The organism is Nocardioides candidus (assembly GCF_041321175.1).
GTDB lineage: Bacteria > Actinomycetota > Actinomycetes > Propionibacteriales > Nocardioidaceae > Nocardioides.
This window is the reverse complement of sequence record NZ_JBGGWC010000002.1, coordinates 306,267-325,578: the sequence shown is the minus strand read 5'-3', so window position 1 is coordinate 325,578 and position 19,312 is coordinate 306,267. Positions and strand designations below refer to the sequence as shown.

At 65.2% G+C, this 19,312-nt stretch carries 16 protein-coding genes; 7 read left to right on the top strand and 9 right to left on the bottom strand.

Annotation, left to right across the window (positions count from 1 at the left end; genetic code table 11):
• The first annotated feature begins 223 nt into the window (after positions 1–223).
• Positions 224–1,222 carry an IS481 family transposase gene (locus tag ACAX67_RS11260; RefSeq protein ID WP_370704533.1) on the top strand — a complete coding sequence of 333 codons (999 nt, stop codon included), beginning with the start codon at positions 224–226 and terminating at the stop codon, positions 1,220–1,222.
• Here the strand turns inward: ACAX67_RS11260 and ACAX67_RS11255 are convergent.
• From ACAX67_RS11255 to ACAX67_RS11225, 7 genes are all read right to left on the bottom strand, one after another.
• Positions 1,219–2,352 (bottom strand): CHAT domain-containing protein, encoded by a 1,134-nt coding sequence (locus ACAX67_RS11255; RefSeq protein WP_370703939.1) that lies wholly within the window; start codon positions 2,350–2,352, stop codon positions 1,219–1,221. The two genes, ACAX67_RS11260 and ACAX67_RS11255, sit on opposite strands and share 4 nt — an antisense overlap.
• A gap of 110 nt (positions 2,353–2,462) precedes the next feature.
• Positions 2,463–3,401, bottom strand: coding sequence for a hypothetical protein (locus tag ACAX67_RS11250; protein ID WP_370703938.1), 939 nt, complete (start codon positions 3,399–3,401; stop codon positions 2,463–2,465).
• A 283-nt stretch (positions 3,402–3,684) separates the two neighbouring features.
• Positions 3,685–4,434, bottom strand: coding sequence for a DUF6338 family protein (locus tag ACAX67_RS11245; protein ID WP_370703937.1), 750 nt, complete (start codon positions 4,432–4,434; stop codon positions 3,685–3,687).
• 124 nt (positions 4,435–4,558) lie between these two features.
• Positions 4,559–5,197, bottom strand: coding sequence for a hypothetical protein (locus tag ACAX67_RS11240; protein ID WP_370703936.1), 639 nt, complete (start codon positions 5,195–5,197; stop codon positions 4,559–4,561).
• A 338-nt stretch (positions 5,198–5,535) separates the two neighbouring features.
• Complete coding sequence (locus tag ACAX67_RS11235) at positions 5,536–7,314, bottom strand: tetratricopeptide repeat protein (protein ID WP_370703935.1); 1,779 nt, start codon at positions 7,312–7,314, stop codon at positions 5,536–5,538.
• A 28-nt stretch (positions 7,315–7,342) separates the two neighbouring features.
• Entirely contained in the window at positions 7,343–8,419 is a 1,077-nt protein-coding gene (locus tag ACAX67_RS11230; RefSeq protein ID WP_370703934.1) for a protein kinase domain-containing protein, read from the bottom strand.
• Complete coding sequence (locus tag ACAX67_RS11225) at positions 8,403–8,753, bottom strand: helix-turn-helix domain-containing protein (RefSeq protein WP_370703933.1); 351 nt, start codon at positions 8,751–8,753, stop codon at positions 8,403–8,405. The genes ACAX67_RS11230 and ACAX67_RS11225 overlap by 17 nt, the downstream gene beginning before the upstream one ends.
• A gap of 16 nt (positions 8,754–8,769) precedes the next feature.
• Here ACAX67_RS11225 and ACAX67_RS11220 point away from each other — a divergent pair, with 16 nt between their 5' ends.
• From ACAX67_RS11220 to ACAX67_RS11205, 4 genes are all read left to right on the top strand, one after another.
• A complete protein-coding gene (locus ACAX67_RS11220; RefSeq protein WP_370703932.1) occupies positions 8,770–9,093 on the top strand; it encodes a hypothetical protein in 324 nt (107 codons plus the stop codon).
• Between the two features lie 224 nt (positions 9,094–9,317).
• On the top strand, positions 9,318–9,635 hold the full coding sequence (locus ACAX67_RS11215) for a hypothetical protein (protein WP_370703931.1): 318 nt from the start codon (positions 9,318–9,320) through the stop codon (positions 9,633–9,635).
• Between the two features lie 877 nt (positions 9,636–10,512).
• Positions 10,513–12,009, top strand: coding sequence for a HesA/MoeB/ThiF family protein (locus ACAX67_RS11210; protein ID WP_370703930.1), 1,497 nt, complete (start codon positions 10,513–10,515; stop codon positions 12,007–12,009).
• Between the two features lie 388 nt (positions 12,010–12,397).
• Positions 12,398–12,616 carry a hypothetical protein gene (locus ACAX67_RS11205; RefSeq protein WP_370703929.1) on the top strand — a complete coding sequence of 73 codons (219 nt, stop codon included), beginning with the start codon at positions 12,398–12,400 and terminating at the stop codon, positions 12,614–12,616.
• Between the two features lie 259 nt (positions 12,617–12,875).
• Here ACAX67_RS11205 and ACAX67_RS11200 read toward each other — a convergent pair whose 3' ends face one another.
• Positions 12,876–13,334, bottom strand: a complete 459-nt coding sequence (locus ACAX67_RS11200; RefSeq protein WP_370703928.1) for a holin — start codon at positions 13,332–13,334, stop codon at positions 12,876–12,878.
• Positions 13,335–13,838: 504 nt separating this feature from the next.
• Here ACAX67_RS11200 and ACAX67_RS11195 point away from each other — a divergent pair.
• Entirely contained in the window at positions 13,839–14,180 is a 342-nt protein-coding gene (locus ACAX67_RS11195) for a histone-like nucleoid-structuring protein Lsr2 (RefSeq protein WP_370703927.1), read from the top strand.
• 787 nt (positions 14,181–14,967) lie between these two features.
• Complete coding sequence (locus ACAX67_RS11190; protein WP_370703926.1) at positions 14,968–15,123, top strand: hypothetical protein; 156 nt, start codon at positions 14,968–14,970, stop codon at positions 15,121–15,123.
• Positions 15,124–16,130: 1,007 nt separating this feature from the next.
• On the opposite strand, the gene ACAX67_RS11185 is transcribed toward ACAX67_RS11190, so the two are convergent.
• Entirely contained in the window at positions 16,131–18,686 is a 2,556-nt protein-coding gene (locus tag ACAX67_RS11185) for a DNRLRE domain-containing protein (RefSeq protein ID WP_370703925.1), read from the bottom strand.
• Between the last annotated feature and the right edge of the window lie 626 nt (positions 18,687–19,312).

The window sequence follows — 19,312 nt, the reverse complement described above, 5'->3', positions numbered from 1 at the left end:
TGAGCAGCGTACTCCGAGGCGCTGCTCGACGTGTTCGAACATCATTCCTCATTCTCATCCGCGGGGATGACCGAGCAGGTTCGGCTCGAACCGAGTTGTCGCGGCGGTACTACTGTGATGCCCAGGCACGTTGTGCGATCGGGTACGGCGAGCCGTAGATAGGTGAAGGCTTCCCGGATGTGGAGTGGAGCTGTCTAGGACTTCCACCCACGAGGAGGCCTTCATGGCTCACGCTAACGCGGCACTGACCCCGAAACACCGACTGCGCCTGGCGCGGCTGATCGTCGATGACGGCTGGCCACCATCTCGAGCAGCTGAGTTCTTCAATGTTTCCTGGCGCACCGCAGCGAAGTGGTCCCAGCGCTACCGTGACGAAGGGCCAGCAGGGATGGTCGACCGGACCTCGGCCCGGCACACCCAGCACGCCAAGACCCCGCAGCCGGTCGTGCGCAAGATCGTGCACCTGCGCTGGAAGCAACGCCTCGGACCGGTCCCGATCGCTGCGAAGCTCGGAATGCCGGCCTCGACCGTGCACGCGGTGTTGACCCGCTGCCGGCTCAACCGGCTATCCCACATCGACCGGGTCACCGGGGAACCCGCCCGCCGCTACGAATGGGAGCGCCCCGGTGAGTTGATCCACGTAGATGTGAAGAAGCTGGGCAGCATCCCCGACGGCGGCGGCTGGCGGTTCGTCGGAGTAGAACAAGGTGAGCGCAACCGGCAAGCGACCCGGAACCGCACTCGTCTCACCACCGCCGACCGGCATCCGAGGATCGGGACCTGCTTCGTGCACACCGTGATCGATGACTACTCCCGCGTCGCCTATGCCGAGTGCCACGACGACGAGACCGCAGTGACCGCGGTCGGTGTGCTCTACCGCGCAGTCGCCTGGTTCGCCGAACGCGGCGTCACCGTCGAGCGCGTGCTTTCCGACAACGGATCTGCATACGTCTCCTTCCTGTGGCGCGACACCTGCGCCGACCTAGGCATCAAGCACAAGCGAACCCGACCACGCCGGCCACAGACCAACGGCAAGATCGAAAGACTCCACCGCACCCTGAACGACGGATGGGCCTACAAGAAGCTCTACAGCTCTGAGAACGCCCGACGCGCAGCGCTGGCAGGATGGCTGCACCAGTACAACCACCACCGGCCCCACTCAGCCCTCGGTGGCCTCCCACCCATCACCCGGTTGGACAACCTGGCTGGGCATCACAACTAGCGGCCGAAATAGGTGAACGGCGCCCAGATGTCGGGCCGGGAAAGCCAGCTGAGCCGAGGGTCAGTTTCGGCGAACGCCTCCGCGAGGTGCAGCGCAGGATGAGCTGCTCCCCATGCAACAAGGTCGCCGACCTGAGTGTGGGCGAGCCAGCTTTGTGCTCTCCAGACCGCCTGCGCCGGTGTGCGGGTCGGGGTGCTCCACATGAGTTCGGCTGCGCGGATGGCGAAGATGGCCGCGGCGATGTCGTAAACAGGTCGGATGGGGGCCACAAGTGCGCATCCGTGTCCGTCGAGCAGCACGGTCGGCAGTCCGAGTGCTTGGTCGGGTGTGCGGAAGGTGTCTCCCGCCCCGACCGAGCAGGCTGAAGCGATGAAGAGTCTCGTTTCGGTCAACGCCCCGGCGCTGATGAGGTCCGCCAGAGTCAGTGGTCCGTCGACGCACTCCAGATAGGTCTGCATGGGGTCGGCGTGGGCGAAAGCGCCGTGGCCTGCGAAGTGAACGTGGCTTGCGTGGGCGATGGAGCTCAGCACGGCGGCGACCGTGGCGTCTGCGCCGCGTAGCAGTGTCGCGGTGCCGGGGAAGAGGCGGCCTATCGCGGTGCTCTCGGCATGTGCCCAGGGCAGCGGACCGGCGGCGGTCTGGTGGGCGCTGACGGTGAGCAGGTGCGAATGTCTGGTCGCGGCGGTGCCCGGGGTTCGGTTACGAACGCTGCGCGCCGAGGGCGCCACGCCGACTGCGTCGACTGTCGCCGTGGCTGTCCGCCCGTGGCCGGATGGCAGCGGAAGAGTCGGCAGCCCTGAGGCCGCTAGAGCCCATGCGGCGCTCAAGGGGGCGTCTGCGAACACGCCCAGGGGGATCAGCGTCACTTGATCGATCCCTTCTGCCGCGCAGGCGCGGGCGATGGGAGCGGCCAGTTGCGTGCTCAGCAAGTGGAGACCCGAGCTGGTGAGCGGGCGGTCGTGGAGGGCGGTGTCGTCTAGGAGTTGGGACACCACGCCGGAGCCGTGCGCGGGCCGCGGCTGTGGCCACGCGAGGGTGTTCTTGAGCCGCTCGGCGTCGATCTCATGAAGGTTGACGAGCTTGTATTCGCGGTCCCGCCCGGCGCTCGCTGTGCGCTGCCAGGTCAGCACGGCCGCGGACCCTACGCCGGAGCCGATGAGGTAGCACAAGGCGTCGCGGCTCGCCTCCGGCAGCGCAGCCGATGAGTTCGGTAGGGCAGGTGCGGGTGCGAGGGCTGCCGCTAGGGCGTACTCGTCAGCCAATGCAACGGCTTTAGCCAGGGGCCGGCCCGAGCCAATGCGTACACGTGGCGACTGGAGGCGTCACCGTATTCGGCCAGTTCGTTGCGCCTGTCGATTGCATCTGAGGCCCTAGACATCGCCAGCCGCACGCCCGCCCACGCTAGGGCGTACCAACCGGCGGCTGCGTCCCACTTGCCTTGTCGCAGCGCCGCGTGACCCGCGCTTCGGCCGAGCCGTCGGGCATGGGCGGGGTAGTGGTCGGTGTTGAGGTGACGGCGCGCGAGGTCATAACAACTCATCGCGCGGTCCAGGCCGAGGGAGGAGTCGGGGTGCGATGCCCATACGATCCCGCAGGTGGTGGCGGCGATAGCTGCTTCGGCGTGCTGCCCGAGCTGTAGCCGCCATCCGATCGCCTCGGTGAGCAGCGCGACAGCCCGATCGATGTTGTCCCGCCTTTCCCCCTGGTCGCGGTAGTGGTAGGCGAGGGCGGCAGCTGATAAGACAGCGGCGAGTAGTTCATGGTCAGAGGATTCCTTGGCCAGCTCGACTGCCTTCGCGTGAGCTTTTAAGGCCTCTTCGAGGTTCAGCTCGTGGGCCGTGGGGTCATCGGGGTCGGTGACGAGGTTCTTCAGCGCTGTCCCCAAGCCGCTCCACCAGCGTGCTCGCTGAGCGATGTCTCCAACGCGCTCGCCGATGTCGACGGCGTTGCGCATCGCTTCATGTGCTGAGGCGAACCGCCGGCCGGGAGGAAGGTGCAGCGCGTAGCTGCGCGCCCTACCCACCCGGTACCAGGCTTGCGCGAGCTCGGTGAGATCGGCGGCATGACCTTGAAGAGTTTTCAGATGCGCCTCGGCCTGGCGCAGCTGCTCGCGCGCGCCGGCATATCGGTCGCCTGCGCCTCCGTAAGTCAGCCAGCCTGGTTCGCGAGGCTTATTCACAACGCCGAGGAGTTCTGGGAACGGCGATGAGGCAATGCTGAACGCCCGGGTGGCTGACAGCGCCGCTGAGCAGCGGCCCGGCGGCGCTGACGCGCTCGCGGGGCAGGGGCCGTCACGATCTCAGTCGGCCTTCTCGCGTTCCGGCTTCGGGGCCTGGGCTCCGCCTCCCGGGGGCGGCTTGAGTCCACCGGCAGGCTGCCCGGTGGGTACTCTGCCTCCGCGTTTGTGGAACGGATCGGGCCGCGGGGTGTTGGTCGGCTTCTCGTTCGCCACTAGTCGCTCCTTAAGCGGGGGAAATGTTGCTGGATTGCAGGAACTGGACGGTGCGGCAATCTTTGCAAGGAATCCAAGCGCCTCGAGATCCTTCTTGTGGTTCTACGAACGCCCCGGTGGCGGAAAGTGTCCACGCCACCTCGACGTAGATTGCCGGGTCCTCGGGGTAGTCGCTGAAGTAGGAGGAGTTGCCGAACGCTCCTCCCCACCATTGTCCTGCGGAGTCTTGGACTCGAACGAACCCGTTGCTGGTGCCGCCGTGATTCACCGCCCAGTCCCAGGCGCTCACGGTCGCCTCGAACCGCAGCCCTTGGGGGTTTGAGGTGCGGTCGCGAAGTCGTTCGGCGAACTTCCGCGTCCGCTTCAACTTGCTTTGTGGGGCTGCGTTGACTGCTCGACAAAGAAGTTGGACGAGACGGAACCGTGCTGTGGGCCACGCGGCGACCAGACGACCCAGCATCGCTGGTACAGCGAACACGAGAATGAAGGCCCACCACGCGTAGCCGGATCCGTGCTCTTCGGCGTGCTTGCGGACCTGCGCGGGGGTTGAGGTCAGGGTGTGCGCGACGGTGTCGGCGAAGACGATCGCATACAGCAGGGCGAGCAGGGTGCTTGCGGCCAAAGCTCGCAGCACCTTCGCCGCAAGGTCGCTGTTTTGCCGAACCTCGCCTAGGTAGCGTGCGCGCACCGTCTGGTAGACGATTCCGGGGACGACAAAGGCGACGATGAGCAGGTATTGGGTCAGGCTCGAGGGGGTCATCGTTGCTCCGTTTCGATGAGGAGTCGCCGATGACTCGTGGTGGCAGGGCGCGGGTCGAATCGAGCCCGTGCGATCGGTGTCGGTCCGCGCCAGAGGACCGGGTCTGGATGGTTGGGGAATTTGGTCATCGCAGTGCGGCTCGACAAGCGTCGGGGTGGGGTGGGGGTGTGCCGCCGTCGTCGCTGAATCCGCCGGTCGGGTCGTGTGTCGTGGGAGCTCCCCGTGTGCCTGCGAAGGACACCCATCCGGTGCCGTCTGCCAGGTGGAACCAGATGTTGCTGTTCCACGGCGGCCGGTTGGTCAGGTTGCCGTCCTCGGTTCGGACCCACCCGTCCACGTAGACCGTCTTGTTGGGGGCGACACCTCCAACTTGGCGAGCTTCGCGGAGTGGTCGGGCGAGGATCTTCGCTCCGTAGGGTTCCCACCGGTTCTGGCCCCAAACCGCGAAGGGTTCGCAGCCTCCGGAGATGCCGATAACGTCCGGATCGGCGGCCAAGTTCATCGTGTCGGCGGGGATCTTTTTGCTCGTGTCGTCGGGATGGGCGCGGGTCATGAAGCCGAGCCCGACGGGGACGGTCGCCAGGAGGGTCAGTCCGAGCACCTTCGCACCTGTCCGCCCCGCCCACGCGTCGTGTTGCAAGGCCGACCCGGCAAGGCCAATGGTCGCGCCGCCGGTCGCCAGGCCGGCGACGATGACTCCGTTGAGTACTCCTAAGAGGTTGAGAACGACCAGGTCGAGGGTCATGACGGCGGCGACGAGCACCAGAAACGTCGCCACGTGGTGATGGCGTGGCGATGTTGCAGGTCCAGACGTCACGAGGCGATCGTCTCAATGCGGGTGGAGTTCGCGCAGGGGAAAGCAAGTTCGTCTTGACTGGTGGCGCGGTTGCGTCCCCGGCAGCGCCGCTGCTGGATTAGTTGGGCAAGCTCCAGCGACCAGTTGTTTGCGACCTCGGCAGAGGTTCGGCCGTGAGGAGCAGAGCCCATCGACCGCGTGGTGGCGCGTCGCAGGTGACACCGTGCCAAGTTGCGCAACGACACGTTCGGCCACTCGCGAGGACGGAGCGCGCGTCAGGGGTGGGGGTGAGAGGTGTCAGAGGTTCACAAATGAAGATTCGGCGGCCACGGCCAGCCCTCGCGTGTGCAGCCCTGTTGAATCATCACGAAACCAGGTTGGTCGTCCCAATCTGCCGGTAGGGGGGTGTCAGGCAGGGATGTTGCAGCGAGGAACTCCTCGCTGGCCACGTCGGTGACGCCCAACTTCCTCAGGCCGGCGGCTTGGTGCAGAGCCATCAGGGTGAGCATGTCTCCAGCGCCGACCGCGTGCGCGATCTCGGCAGCTCGGCGGTACCAGCGCATGCCGGCATCGAGTTCGCCGAGGGCGAGATGTGCCAGCCCGCGGGTTGCTACCGGAACGAAGTCCTCGGCCTCAGGATGCTGGTCCAACACCTTGAGCGCCTCCGCGGCCATCCCGCCGAGGGCCATCGCATAAGCGGCGTTGTTGAGAAGTTGATCGTTGAAAGGAGCGCGTTTGATCCACGCACTCGCATTGCGTGCGGCGGCTTCCCAGTCTCCGCGGTGCCAGCCCTGGAGAAGTACCGTCATGGCGCAGTGGTCCGCGGCCATCGGGTCGAGCTCGACGATTCTTTCAGCGACCCGAAGACTCTCCTCGAAGTCGCAGCGAATGTAGGCGAGCCGCGCCTCCAGGTCCAAGCGCGCCAGCTCCGGCAATGCGCCCAAGTTGGCGATCGCTTGCTGGAGATCGTGTGCTTCATGACGCCGAGCGCTATGGGCTGCTAGCTGGCGAACAGCAGCGAGGTTCTGGGGCGCGTCCTTGACGCACTCGAGGGCCACCCGTCGCGTGCTGGCCCGGTCTTGTCCGCTCGTAGAGCATTCGAGAACGCGAAGATTGGCCGACGCTTCGTCACGCAGCTCGGTGTCTCCTTCGTTCTCCGCCGCAGCAACTGCGCGCCGCAAGAAGGTCAGCGCCTTCTTGGCGTCGCCGACGGCAAGCTCGGCCCGGCATCGCACGATCAGCGAACGTGCGCTGTCCACCACGCCGGCACGTCGCAATCTCTTGAGCTCGGCGAGGACCCGGTCGGGTTGATTGTCCTCCAGCAGGAGAGTCATGTAGCTGACCGAGATGTCCTGGCGGCTGGGCGCGAGCCGGGCTGCGCGCAGAGCGGTGTTGATCGCCTTGCGACGGGATCCGAGCCTCCAGTAGGCCGACGCGAGGTTCATGACGCTGTCTGCATCTTCGGGCGCTTCTCGCAAAGCCTTGCGAAGGTAGTGCACTGCTCGTTGAGTCTCGCTCTGGCGGGCGAGGATGTAGCCGCGCATGGCGTCAGCCTGCGGGTCGTTCGCGCCCGTAATCGCGTCGAACGCGTCCTGCAGGCGTTCGTCGTCGATCAGTAGCGAGGCATAGGTCAACTCGAGAACCTCCGGTGGGCCGACGCGCCGCAGCAGGACCGCGGCCTCGGCCTGTCGGCCCGACCGGGCAAGCAGATTGGCGCCCGACCCGAGGACGAGTGTCATCGCGGAGGCGCTGCACTGCTGGCTCTCGATGAGCCGGATCGCCTCGGTCATCGCGGTGTGGGCACTGTTTCCGGCGTCGCTCACCTCTCCCGCGGCGTATTGGGCCTGGGCAAGCCGGATCCAGTTGGTCGGGGAGGGGACGGCGGCCGTTCGCGCTTCTGCGGAACGGACGACCTCGTGCGCTCGGTCGAGCCAAGCGGCGTAGGCGTCGTCCTCGACAGCGAGTCGTTTGCGGGTGCCGGCGGTGTGTGGTGGCGTGGGATCGGCGCTCGGCTTGAGCAAGGACGGTTCGGACATGAATGATTCCGGCGCCGAGGGGCCGTCGGTGAGGGCAATTGCGGGCATGGTGGGGACTCTCGATCCTTAGCGCTGGTTAAGAGCCGGCTGGCCGGTGGGGTGATCGGCGTGCGTTGTGCTTGAGGCGTCTCTCAAGGATGTCGGCGCGCCTGAGGAGCCACGTGAGGCCCGGCCCGTTCGACTTGCGGTGTCCAAGAATCTTCGGTTGACGCTCGCTCGGTACAGGGTCGCAAAGCAGACGTATGAGTTCAGTGGCTTCGTTGCGGATGGCTGGCGGACAGGCTTCACGGAAGTGGCTCAACGGGATTTCATACCGTGGTCTGAGGGCAGCGAGATCACGGCTGACGCCTGCGGCTCTGTCGGCGAGGGCTTCGCGCAACGCTTCGGCAGGCGTGGGCAGGGCCGCAGCGCTGATGCCTTGCCCCGTCCCGAGTTCGAAGAGCAGAGAGCCGAGGGCGTAGACGTCCGCGGCTTTGAAAGCCGCTGCGTTGGCGGGTTCCCCGGTGAGCCACAGCAGTTCCGGCGGCGCGAACCGCAGATCACCGCGGCCGCGGAGGTAGTCCTGCGCAGGTACATGGGCGAGCTTGTCGAGGTCGCGTGACCGGCCCAGGTCTGAGACCTTGCACGGCACATCGGCGTTGCCGAGAAACACCAGACAGTTGCTCGACTTGAGATCACGGTGGACGACTCGTTTGAGATGCATCTCGTGAATGCCGAGCACGCACGCACGCCAATGACTCAACCGCTCCGACCAGTCCCACTCCTCCCGCATGACGTCGTCTTCCAAGAGCTCCTCGAGTGCTCCGTCGGCGTACTCCAGCACGTGCGCGTGCACCTCAACGGGTACCGAGATCCCCTGGGGTGTTTGTAGCGGAACGACATCGACCCGCGACTCGAAGATGTCTACGACCGCCCGGGACTTGACCAGCTTGCGCAGCAGGATCCCTTCGTTCTTGAAGTCGAACTGATCCTCGAGGCCGGCGTTGACTGGCTCCAGAACCTTGAGCGCAACCGTGTCGGCAGACGGCGGAGCGTGTCCTTCGAAGACCATGCAGAAGCAGCCTTCCCCGACACAATCGCCGACGGTGTAGGGACCCAGTCCTGTGCTGCGGAGAACCGGACCCCATATCGCCGCCTTACGCAAGGTCGGCATCGGCTGAACTCGCCGGGCTCGCACGACCTTCAACACTGCCGCGGTACTTGTCACGAAGGAACGTCATCTCCTCTGGATGCTGGGCAAGGATCAGCAAGACGTCCTCGGGGACGCGCCCCTCAGCGAGGGCGATGAAGTCCTCCGAGACCCCGTAGTACTGCGCGAGCCGTTCGGGAAGACCTTCAGCCATACCTCGCTGTCCGCGCTCGATGCGGGACAACTGCGATGGCGCGACGCCTAGATCCTCAGCTGCTCCGCGCAGCGACCGTCCCTGCGTCTCGCGAAGCGATCGCAGCAGGGAGGCGGCCGAACTGGCTGCGTTCTGTGTTCGCACTGAGAAAGTATACGCCGTGTTGCCAACGGTGGCAACAGTGGTCATGGAGGAGTGGCGGCAGGCGTCGTGCAAGGAACTGCACTGCAGCCGCCGCAGCGCAGATGTCGCGGCGGATGACGTTGCGGTGGATGGCTGGCCCGGCACAGTCACGGCGGTGAGCAACCTCTGCAACGATCCCACCGCTGACTCCACGTATTGCTTCGAGGTCGGCGTGGCACTCGGCGCCGCGTCGCTCGACGATGCCTTCGGGGAGCTCCACGACCTCCTGGCGTCGCTGGGAGTCGAGTTCGACATTATCGACGGCGGGCCTGCGGATGAGTGCGTAGCTGGGACGCCCTGACGCACTGGCCTGCAGCCGTGCCCGCCTTGACTGCCAGTCTTCCCAGGGCCCAGCCTGGAACCTCAAGCGTCAGGGCATGGCGAGGGCGGCCTCTTCCGCGGCGCTCGACGTTCTCGGCGGGACGTGCAGGTTTGCGACGGAACCCTCAACGCGGGCGAGGCGTGGCGCGGTCCAACACTGTCGCGTCTCACGGCTAATCTCCAGATGTGCCCCGACGTTCCGACTTGGACCGACCCCCTTGCCGCTGGCTGGCATCGGGGACCTGGCCCGACGGTGAGTTCCAGCAGGACAGCCCCGACGCTGTCGCCTACGCGGTGGAGATCGCCCGGGCGTTGGAGGCGGCGCTGGAAGGTAAGAACAAGTCAGCAGTCGCATCGCATGCCCGTATCGAGCGCACTGTCCTCTATCGGATCTTGCAAGGCACCAGCTGGCCCGACACGTTGAGCATCGCCAAGTTGGAGCTCGCGCTGGACACCTCTTTGTGGCCCGCGAACGCCCCCGTGCTGCGTCGGCGTCGCGAGGACCCCGGCGCCACCGCTTGAGGCCGCCACTGCCTCAGGCCGCCACTGCCTCTGGCCACCACCACGGAGGCCCTCCACTGGGGTGATCGCCGATGGTCGCGGTCTGAGCGAGTCCGACCTTCCCGCCGCCTCGATCGGTCCGGGCGCCTCTTGACATGCTCTTGTATAGAGGTCTACACCTAGATTGGTCTTTAGAAGATACGACCTGTCACGTAGGGAGCCGGGATGACGGACGCAGACCAGCCAGGTGTCGGCTCGGGCGAGGGTGGCGCGCCGGAGCCTCATGAGGAGGATCTGACGCCTGATCGTGTGAGGGACACGTCTTCGTCGCATGCTCCGGGGGTTCACCAGGCCAATCGCGACTCATCGTCGCAGGGGGAGGTCGACTCGGACCCCGAACTGACCGCAGGCGGGGGGCAGCGCATCACTCGGCGCACCATTCGGCGAACGTCGACGAGAGAACGCGTTGAGGAGACCATCACCGAGCACGTCCCGCTGCCGGCCTTTCATGCACCGCCGGGTGACCATCCGGCGCCGGTCGGATGAGCCCGGTGGCGAGGCCGTCATGGGTGTGAGCGGGCCTCGATCGGGCCGGCCGGCCGGTTGGCATCGGCGATATCCGCAGCGGTGGCGTCAGGAGCTCGATGAGCTGAGAACGGCCGGGTGGCCTTTCACTGTGGTCTACCGCGATGGCGCGGTGCGTCTCCGCGTCGACTTCCCGTTGTCGGCATCCGGGCGGGCGGACGAGGCCACGGTCGGAGAACCATCGGCCGGACGCAGTGCGCGCCTTCAGGTGAGATTTCGGCAGACATATCCGTACTTCCCGCCACTTGTCTACGACCGGGGCAACGATCTTGGTCTTCGCCGTCACCGCTCCGCCGGCGGAGAGCTGTGCTTGGTGCACGAGGAGGACTGGGCTCCGGAGTGGACGGTGGTCAGGCTGTTGCGCGAGCAGGTGCCGAAGCTGTTGCGCACCGGTGCGCAACCCGCAGGGTCGCCGCCCGTGGCCGCATCGTCAACCCCACCGTCGTGGCCCGATGAGATTGCGGTGCCCGAACCTGTCTCGGGCCAGCGGCCCTTCGACGGACCGACGGTCCTGGTGCCCGATGAGCCGGTGCCGAGCGGTGTGGAGCAGGGTGCACTGGTCGTGCGTTTCACCTTCGGGCTGCGCGAGGAGCTTCTGGGCACCGGATTGGTCACGAGTGTCCTGGGAGAAGACATCGCCGTGCACTGTGGCGTGCCGGACGCGACGTGGCGGCAACGATTTCCGGTGGTCTCGCTCGGACGTTGGATTCGACACCCCGACTACGACCCCGCCGAGCCTGCAGCCGCCCTTTGGAGGCGGGTGATTCCTCGGCTTGCGCCGGTGCCGGAACCTCAGGTTGACCCCTCGATCCTTCCCGGTGTGGACCGTGAGGTGGAGACCGTGGGGCTGCTGGTCCCCGACGAGGTCGGGTTCGGATCGATGGGGGAGTCGTGGGTGTTCCTCATCCGAGTTCGATGCCGTGATGGTGGGGGTGCCCAAGCCCGCCATCAGCTCCGGTTGGGCACCAGCCAGCACCTGGTGCGACCCAGTGCCGCGGTGCGGACCCCGGCCAATGCCGCGTTGGGGGCCCGCAGCGTGGTTGTCGTGGGGCTCGGTGCCCTGGGTTGCCACGTCGCCCACGATCTGGGGTTCTCAGGCGTAGGCAGCCTCGCGCTGGTCGATCACGACATCGTCGACGTTGCGACGGCGTCTCGGCAACCGGCGCCGGCGACGTGGGCCGGGGAGCCAAAGTCCGTACTGATCGCTGCGCAGATCCGTGCGGCGAACCCGTGGAGTGAGGTCATCGGCTACCAGGTGGACGTCGGCAGCGCCTGGGACCGGTTCCGTCGCGCGGAGCTCGAGGAGACTCTGGACAACCTGAACCGTCGGCTGGTAAAAGCAGACCTGGTGATCGATGCGACCGCGAACCGAGCCGTGACCCGCTGGCTTTCTGCGGTGCGACGCCAACAGGGCGCCCCCTTCCTCCACGTCTCTGCCACTGCCGGCGTGTTCGGGGGCGTCGTGGCGCTGCTGACCTCGGCCAGCGGTTGCTGGGAGTGCGTGGAGCGATGGCGCGCCGCCTCCGCCTCGCAGCCAACCGACGCCCGATTGCCGGTGCCGGGCGCCGATCCCCACGGCTGGGTCAACCCGCCGCGATGCAGCAGCGTGGCCTTCACCGGCAATCGCCCCGACCTGGCGACGATCTCTCACCATGCCAGTCGGGTCGCGATGCACCACCTCGTCGGGGACGGCGATCTGGGCGGCAATTACTTCGTCGCCGACCTGCGTGACGAGAACGGACATCCCTCGCCGGTGCGTTGGCGCAGTGTGCAGCTGCGGGCGCATCCGCAGTGTCCGTTTCACGACTGAGTGCTGCAGTCGCGCCCGCCTTGGTGCGACCGGGGTGGTGGGGAGACGCGGACGGACCCCCGACTCATGCGAAGTTGCGGGAGCGGTAGGGCGGTGCTGGCTCCGCCACCGGACGTTCCTACCGCGCTGGGCTGGAAGGCCGCCACGGCCGAGCTGGCGCAGCTTTGCTTTCCGTATGCCGCGAGGACGAGGCCGGCACCCTTTCGTGCGTGCGCCCGAGTCCGGGGCTGCCAGGCAGTGCTCGAGGGGGTAGCGGCGCGCCTGCGTGTGTGTAGTCCTCTACACGGAATCGAGTGGGGTTGTGCCTCCTCGCCGTCGTCGTGCCGGATATCGACCCGGCCAGCTTTCGCCGGAGTTGAAGCGGGCGATTTCAATGGAGGCTGCCCGGTTGGATGAGGTTGACGATCCGCTCGCCGTGGTGGCGGCGGTCGGTGATGCGTTCGCGGCACTTGATGATGCGTTGGAGGAGATTGCGGTGCCGCGTCTGCGGGCGATTGCGCGGCTGCGAGCTGAGGGTTGGACGTATGAGCGTCTGGCGCAGGTGAGCGGGCTGTCGAAGGGACGCATTGCCCAGTTGGCGCGGGAGGCCGCGCGGCGCGGATTGTGAGTGATGGCCCAATCGGGCGCACCGCTGCCAACGGACTGCGATGTCCAGTGAGGTCGTCCAGCCAGGTCGTCCAGCCGGGTGGTTCGGCTGGCTGATGGGGGGCGGGAGGCCGCCGATTGGTGCGGTGGGTTGTCTGCAGCCATCGCGCCAAGCGGGGTGCGGCGGGAGCGTTGTAAGAGAGCCGCACTTGTCGGAGGAGGTGATCGGTTCGGGCGGCCAGAGCCCTTGTTATTTGGCGGCCGCGGATCGTGTGGCGCGGTTAGGCGACGGCGCGGCGATAAGTGGCGTTGGGCAGCGTTGACGGGCTGGGCCGTCCGGTAGCGGAAGCGAAGTCGGGTTCGCGGGCGAGGAGTCCTTTGGCTAGTGCGCCCAGTGCCGCGACGAGCGCAAGATCGAGAGCTCGGGACCAGTCGAACGCCACAACATCGAGCACTCCGGCCCCGACGCTGCCCAGCATCGAGGCGAGGAAGGTTTTGAGGAGGCGGATACCCAGGTCGATCCAGAACGGCTTGTCGGTCAAGTTGGTGAGGTACTGCACGAGTGTTGTGGCGACGCTGACGACCGCCGCGCCCGCCGAGGTGCTCATGGCGAACTCCCACGGGATGTCCACGACCGGCCTAGCGGCGCCGTTGGCGAGGAGGACGGCGACGAATTGTTGTCCAGCGGTCCATCCTGCGCGTTCCAGGATGTCAAGTGCGCGGTCGTTGGTCTTGGACACCTTGGCACCTCTTTGAGAAGTGAGTCACCCGAGAGTCAAGACAACCTTGGCACGCGGGCCGCTTAAGGGCAACGGTCGGCGGGGATGAGTTCTGTTGCGGAACGGTCCCAGTAGGTGCGCCGGCTCGCTCGGACGTTCCGCGAAGCGATCGTTGTGACGACGAGATGGCCGGCTATTTCAAGTCTGCCTCCGTCCTGCCTGTCTGATAGGACGCGTGGTGTGCTGCTTGTTTGTTGTGTCAGAGCACCCAGGCGGTCGCGAGTCGCGCTACGGCTAGCGGGCCGGTCGGTAGCAGCAGCAATGGGTCGCAGTTCGCTCGCACGCGCTGGGAGCAGCGGTGGGCGCCATGAATGCGCGTCAAGTTACTCATGACGCTTCGGTGATATCGGGCGCCTGTATGGGAATGCCTGCAATTTGGCGCGAGGCGGACGGTAGTCGGGTGGCGTCAGCAGCGGAACGGCTCTGTGAATAGACTATTGGGCTTCGATTGAAGATGATGCGCCTATGGCGCGCACTACGATTACGCAGATTACCGACGACATCGACGGAACAAGCAACGCGGAAGAGGTGTCCTTCGCTTTCATGGGTGTCGAGTACACGATCGATCTGGCCAAGAAAAATCGAGCCGCTCTCGAGAAGGCGCTGAAGCCGTATGTCGACGCCGGCAAGCGGGTGCCGCGGCGGAGCGGGACAGGCACTCGAAGCAGGAAGTCCGCCACGCGGTCGTCAGCGACGACGGACCTGCGAGCCGTGCGCGCGTGGGCCGCGGAGAATGGTCACGAGGTGTCGACGCGCGGACGCGTTCCGGCAGCGGTCCTTGAGGCGTACGAGAAGGCACACGCGTAACAGCAGCCTGGCAGGCGTCCGCGATCCCGCTGGGCGACTCGTCTGAGCGCCTCTCTCCGGCCGGCAACGCCCAAGCGCCACACCCGGGCCTGCGTCGTAGTTGGTCGCGGTGGTGAAAAGAGGGCTTCCGCGCCGTGCGTGGACCATGGGGCAGGGAACTGTTGCGCACCTGGGCGCCTAAGCGCGCGGGCGCGGCTTGGTGGTGGTCGTCTCGGAGGTGTGACCGCTTCGTTGGTGCGACCGCCGTTTGGTGGGGAGGGCCTTCAAGCAGCAGTACTCGTCGCGATCGAACGGATGCGCCCAGTGAGGCGGAATCGGCGCGGCCGTCGCGGGAGCGGAGCCATTCGGCTTGCCCGTCGAACACGCTCCTGGCCCTCACAACGAAGGCCGCGTTCCTCCTACATCTAGTAGGCGTCTCACGCCCAGCTGCTGGCCTCCCCGTGCTATCTACTTGCGCGCCGCGTCGGGTCTGCACCAGTGCTCTCGCCAGCGCGGTGAGCGGATCGCCGCAGTTGTAGGTGAAGGTGGTGTCGTTGCCGCTCTGGCCCCTTCCCGTTCAAGTGCTGCTGGTCACCCGGCACGAAGTCCAGATCAAGCGGCGGGACGTGGCGGTCCGTGTCGCCTCACGCACTAGCGACGCGAGAGCGGGAATCAAGGGTGCATCACCGTCGTAGCATCCTTCCGCGGGCGGGCCGGTGACGACGACTAACCCAAACAGATACCACGAGGTTCGCGTTCGCGCTGAACGACGCCGCGCCGTTCAGTTCAGGGCAGGCCTCATCATCCGGTGCTGGCCGAAGTCGATATCCGCGCGAAGGCGCACGCGGCAACAAGCGCCGCCGCAATCGGCAAGATCAGGATGCCGACAGTCAGCAACGTGAATGCGTTGAATATCACCACTAACGCCGTGAGCGTCCACGCCGCTCTCATGGCGGCCGTGTGAGAGCGGAACAGCAGCACAAGTCCAACAAGCAGGGTCGCGAGAAGTGGGACTGCGAAGACAACGATGATTCCGCTGCCATTCTCCCCGACCAAGGTCTCGGACCCGCTCGTATCCCCTCCCGAGGTCGACCCTTCAGTATCGTAAACAGGCGCCAACCACGCGAAAGCAATCAAGGCGACACCCCACGCCGACCCCGCGGCCAGCGCTAACCACGACATGATTCGAGCGACTCTCGGAACCGACATGAAATCTCCTAGCTTGCGAACGTGCGGCTTCGCCAACCGCCACAGGAGCGAGACGCAAAGGTCTCCGACCTCAGCGCCCATGAAATCTTGACGGGGGCAACCCTTCTTCGACCACGTGATCGAACCCAAAAGGGTCCTCCGCAGTCACTGTCCGTGCTGGGTTCGGACACGCAACCTCCGATTTGAAATCCAACCAGGTGCTCATCTAATGCGGGACATCCGTCGACGACTGCGACAAGGACCTCCCAGTCGGAGTCGGGAAAATTATAAGCCAATTACCTTCGAGGTACGCCAGGTGTAGCCGAAACGCGGGCTTACGCGAAACGGGATTCCTATTCGTTACGCATCGGTGCGCCACGCCCGAGGGACGGCAGAGCTGGCCCATGAACACTGCGGTCGCAGTGTTCCCCTTGACCGAGATCCTTCCAATCTGCAGTTTCCGAACAGTCGTGGGCGGGATATCCGCGCGGCTCAGCGACATCGCATCAAGCACTCCCTGGCTGCTAGGAGCAACATACCCGCTCGCCCGCGCGTACCTGCCCGCGAACAGGTTGCGCAGGTAGTGGCGCGCGACAGACGGAATTTGGTCATCGTCCCCCGGTGCTGCGTGTGCCGGCGCACCGAGGAGATCCCTGCTGCCGCCGGAGTCGTTGCCACACCCGCCGAACGCCGCCACGCAGCAAAGGCCCATCGCAACTGTCAACAGCCTGACCCAATGGATCATCGCAGACCTCCTTAGTGCCCCGTCGGACCGACGGACTCTCAATCCCATGAGGTATTGACCTTGTGATGAACCAGGTTGGTGCACGCCCCGTGCTTCCTGCTGTGGATATATGCGTCCGCGCCGCCCCAACTGTCGCCTTTGAGGGTCAAGTTGTGGCTGAAGTCAGCTCGCGGAGACGTCCAGAAGCCACACGCTGCCCACCCCGCGGGGCCGAGAGCGCCAACGATGATTGTTGCAAAGCTGCTATTCCAATAACTCCGCTTGACGCTGTCCCAAACGTGATTGGCGTCATGACCGAAGTTGTGCCAATCGGCAGGCCCCGTGTGTGTTACGTCAAGTGAATATTTCCACGCATGCGAAACGGAAGAGAACGTCCCTGTTGGATTATATCCATATTCCCAGTTCATCGATTCTTTCAAAGATGTGATCGTAATGTTTACAGGGTCGATCCACCGCGCCTTCACCCACGCATGATTCGGGTAGGACGATGCCGCCAACGACGGCGCATTCACATCCGGTTCTGAAACGGGCGCATCAGCATTTCCCGCGTAGTAGAAAGACGGGCCGGACTCTGTCGAGCTTCCCGCGGATTCGGCTGAAGCATCTTGGGCCTCCAGTTCGTCCGTTGCAGCCTGTGTGAGCGGCGTCATCTGCACGCGTTCTTGGCACGTGACCGGGTTGTACCCGACCTCCACGAAGATCGCCGGCCCGTCATTTTCCAAGTCTGACTCCTCGTCAAAACTGCATCCGTCCGTCGACCCGGTGCCGTTAAGGGTGGTGATGGTGCCAGGTGTCAGATTCAGGTCGGTCTGGACCGAGTCATCGTTGTAAGTGATCCAGCCGTCCGGACCGACAGTCAACCCCGCGACCGCGATACTCCCGCCGATTGTGTCGAACGCGAGAGAGGCAGATGCCTTGGACGACAGCGCGTCGTCGACTGCGATCGCTTGAAGATTATAGGAGTTGTCGGCGGAAATCACGCCGTCAGGAACGTGGGCTGTCGACAGAGAGCCGCTCGTGACCGTTGAACCGGACGCGGTCCAAACCTGCGTTCCGGTATTGTCGAGGATGCTGAATTGCGCGTGGAGTGCACCGCCATCTGGGTCAGTGACCTTCGCCGACAGAGTAGGCGCGCTATCGCTGACCTTTTGAGTCGAGTCGACTGGGGAGATGGTGAGGTTCGTCGGCTTGTTCGGTGGCATTTGATATTTGACGACCAATTTTGGCGGGTACCCGGTAGTGGTGTTGAGAGAATGGAACCACAGCTTCTTGGTCGAATCGGGCTGCTGCATGACGATGAACCCGTTGTTGTCGTACCAGGCTGGCTTGTTGACCCAGTTCTGGACCGTCTCAAGCACGTTGAAGTTCTTGTAGTTCGCTATTCCGAGGTTGACGGTGAGGGCAGGACTCATCTCTCCGTAGTCACCGCCCGCACTCGTCCACGGGGTTCCGCTTCCTCGGTTGGCCCAGTTCAGCGCACCAGGCGTCCAAGGCTCGAGGCGACTCACGCGAGCTGCTACGAGCGTCGTTGTCCCGGTGCCCTCGGAAAGGCTGGCGTCGAGATACATCTGAAGGAGGGCGGGCTGCGACCCGTCGGAACTTTGCACGACGGCGTTGGCCGGGATGCTCGAGATGTCGAATCTGAGCAAGGAACGCGATCGATCTCCGGATCCTCCGCCGACCTTGAGATAAGCTCCGCCCGCGTTGACCTGTGTGGGCGAGGCCTCGGTGATCCAAGCGTCGGTCGTCGGATTTTTTACGACGGTGGGGTCGACTACGACCGGATACGCGCGATCGTCACTCTGGAGCCAGGCGAGCGACGGTCGGACGAGCAAAGTCCATTCGCTCCCGTTGGCGCTCAGGTCATAGGTCACGTCGTTCGACGTGACGTTATCCGCATCCGTCATGAATGGTGCAGGCAACTCGAAGACGGTCTTGTCGGTGGCCGCATCGACAATTTCTATTTCGCCGCTCGGTCGAATGCGCGGTTCTAGTCCGGCGCTGACGGCCAGGCCGTATATGTAGGTGGGCGCAGCAGACGGCGGCGCGTTCAAAACGATCGATTCCTTGACTCCGTCAGGTCGCGAATCGTAGGTGACCTCGTTCACTCCGAGGGGAGCTTCGGTGAAGGTCGCTTCGGTGCCGTCCACTTCGGGCGAGCCGTCCAAGCCGGCCATGGAGAAGGAGAGCCATTGCCCGGCGGTCACGATTTTGACTGGGTGGGAACCAGCGTCCTCGGGGATCTTGACGACATAGTCGTTCTCAGCGTTCTCGACCGCATACGCGGCGGCAGGCGACGATACGAGTTGGTTGTCGATGGGCTGCCATGTGCCGTCAGAGTCGAGATAGTTGATGGGGGTCGCGTACCCGACGTATTCGTAGGATCCGTCTGGCTGACGATACGTGTTGCTTGTTGCCGTGGCCAGCTCTGCGACCGGCTCGGGGTCGTCCGCGGCGTTCTGCGGCAGAGGCACCGCCCCAGCCGGCGAGACTTCGCCTGGGCCGACGGCCAGGCCTCCGGCGGCCAAAGCGGTAGTGCACAACGCCGCGACGAACATATTGCGGTGGTCCGCGGCGCGGGGGTTCCAAGCCATTCGACGTACCTTCCAATCTGTGGGTGAAGTCGTCGATGGATGGGTTGTCGGGCGCAAGCCAGGACTGCTTCGCAGTCACGGTTCATTGACAACGCTGCCACCGACTTCGCCAGCGTGCCGAGCGCGTGGCAAATCGCAGTTGCGAGAGCCGAAAGTCGACCGGGCGGTCCCCTCGGGTGCCAGGCTAACCCTGACAGGCGTCGTTCGTCGTCGAAACTTGTGATTTCGGGGAGGGACATGAAGCTGGGACGGGTAGCCGATGGATGTGCCGCGCCGTCGGGCGAGCCCTGCTGCAGTCGCGTTCGGGCTCTCCTGGCGCTGATCGCGTTCCTTGAGCTTGGGGCGGTCGGTAGCCGCGGTAACCGCACACGGAGCGCCTGCCGATCGGAGTCGTTCCCACGGTCGACCTTGCCGCCGGTACCTACTCTGTTCCTTGGCTGGTTCAAGCCGCGCGGCATCGGCAGGACAGTCGCTGTGTCGGGTAGTTGCTAGGCGCACTCTTTCCCTCTGCTCCTCACTGTGAGGGTAGATGCGCTCTTTGCTAATCGCAGCGCGTCAAGGCCCGCTGCGCTCTTCGTCGCCCTCGGGATCGCGCCAGCGGCGTCGCGAGGCGCCCAAGGTGCCGA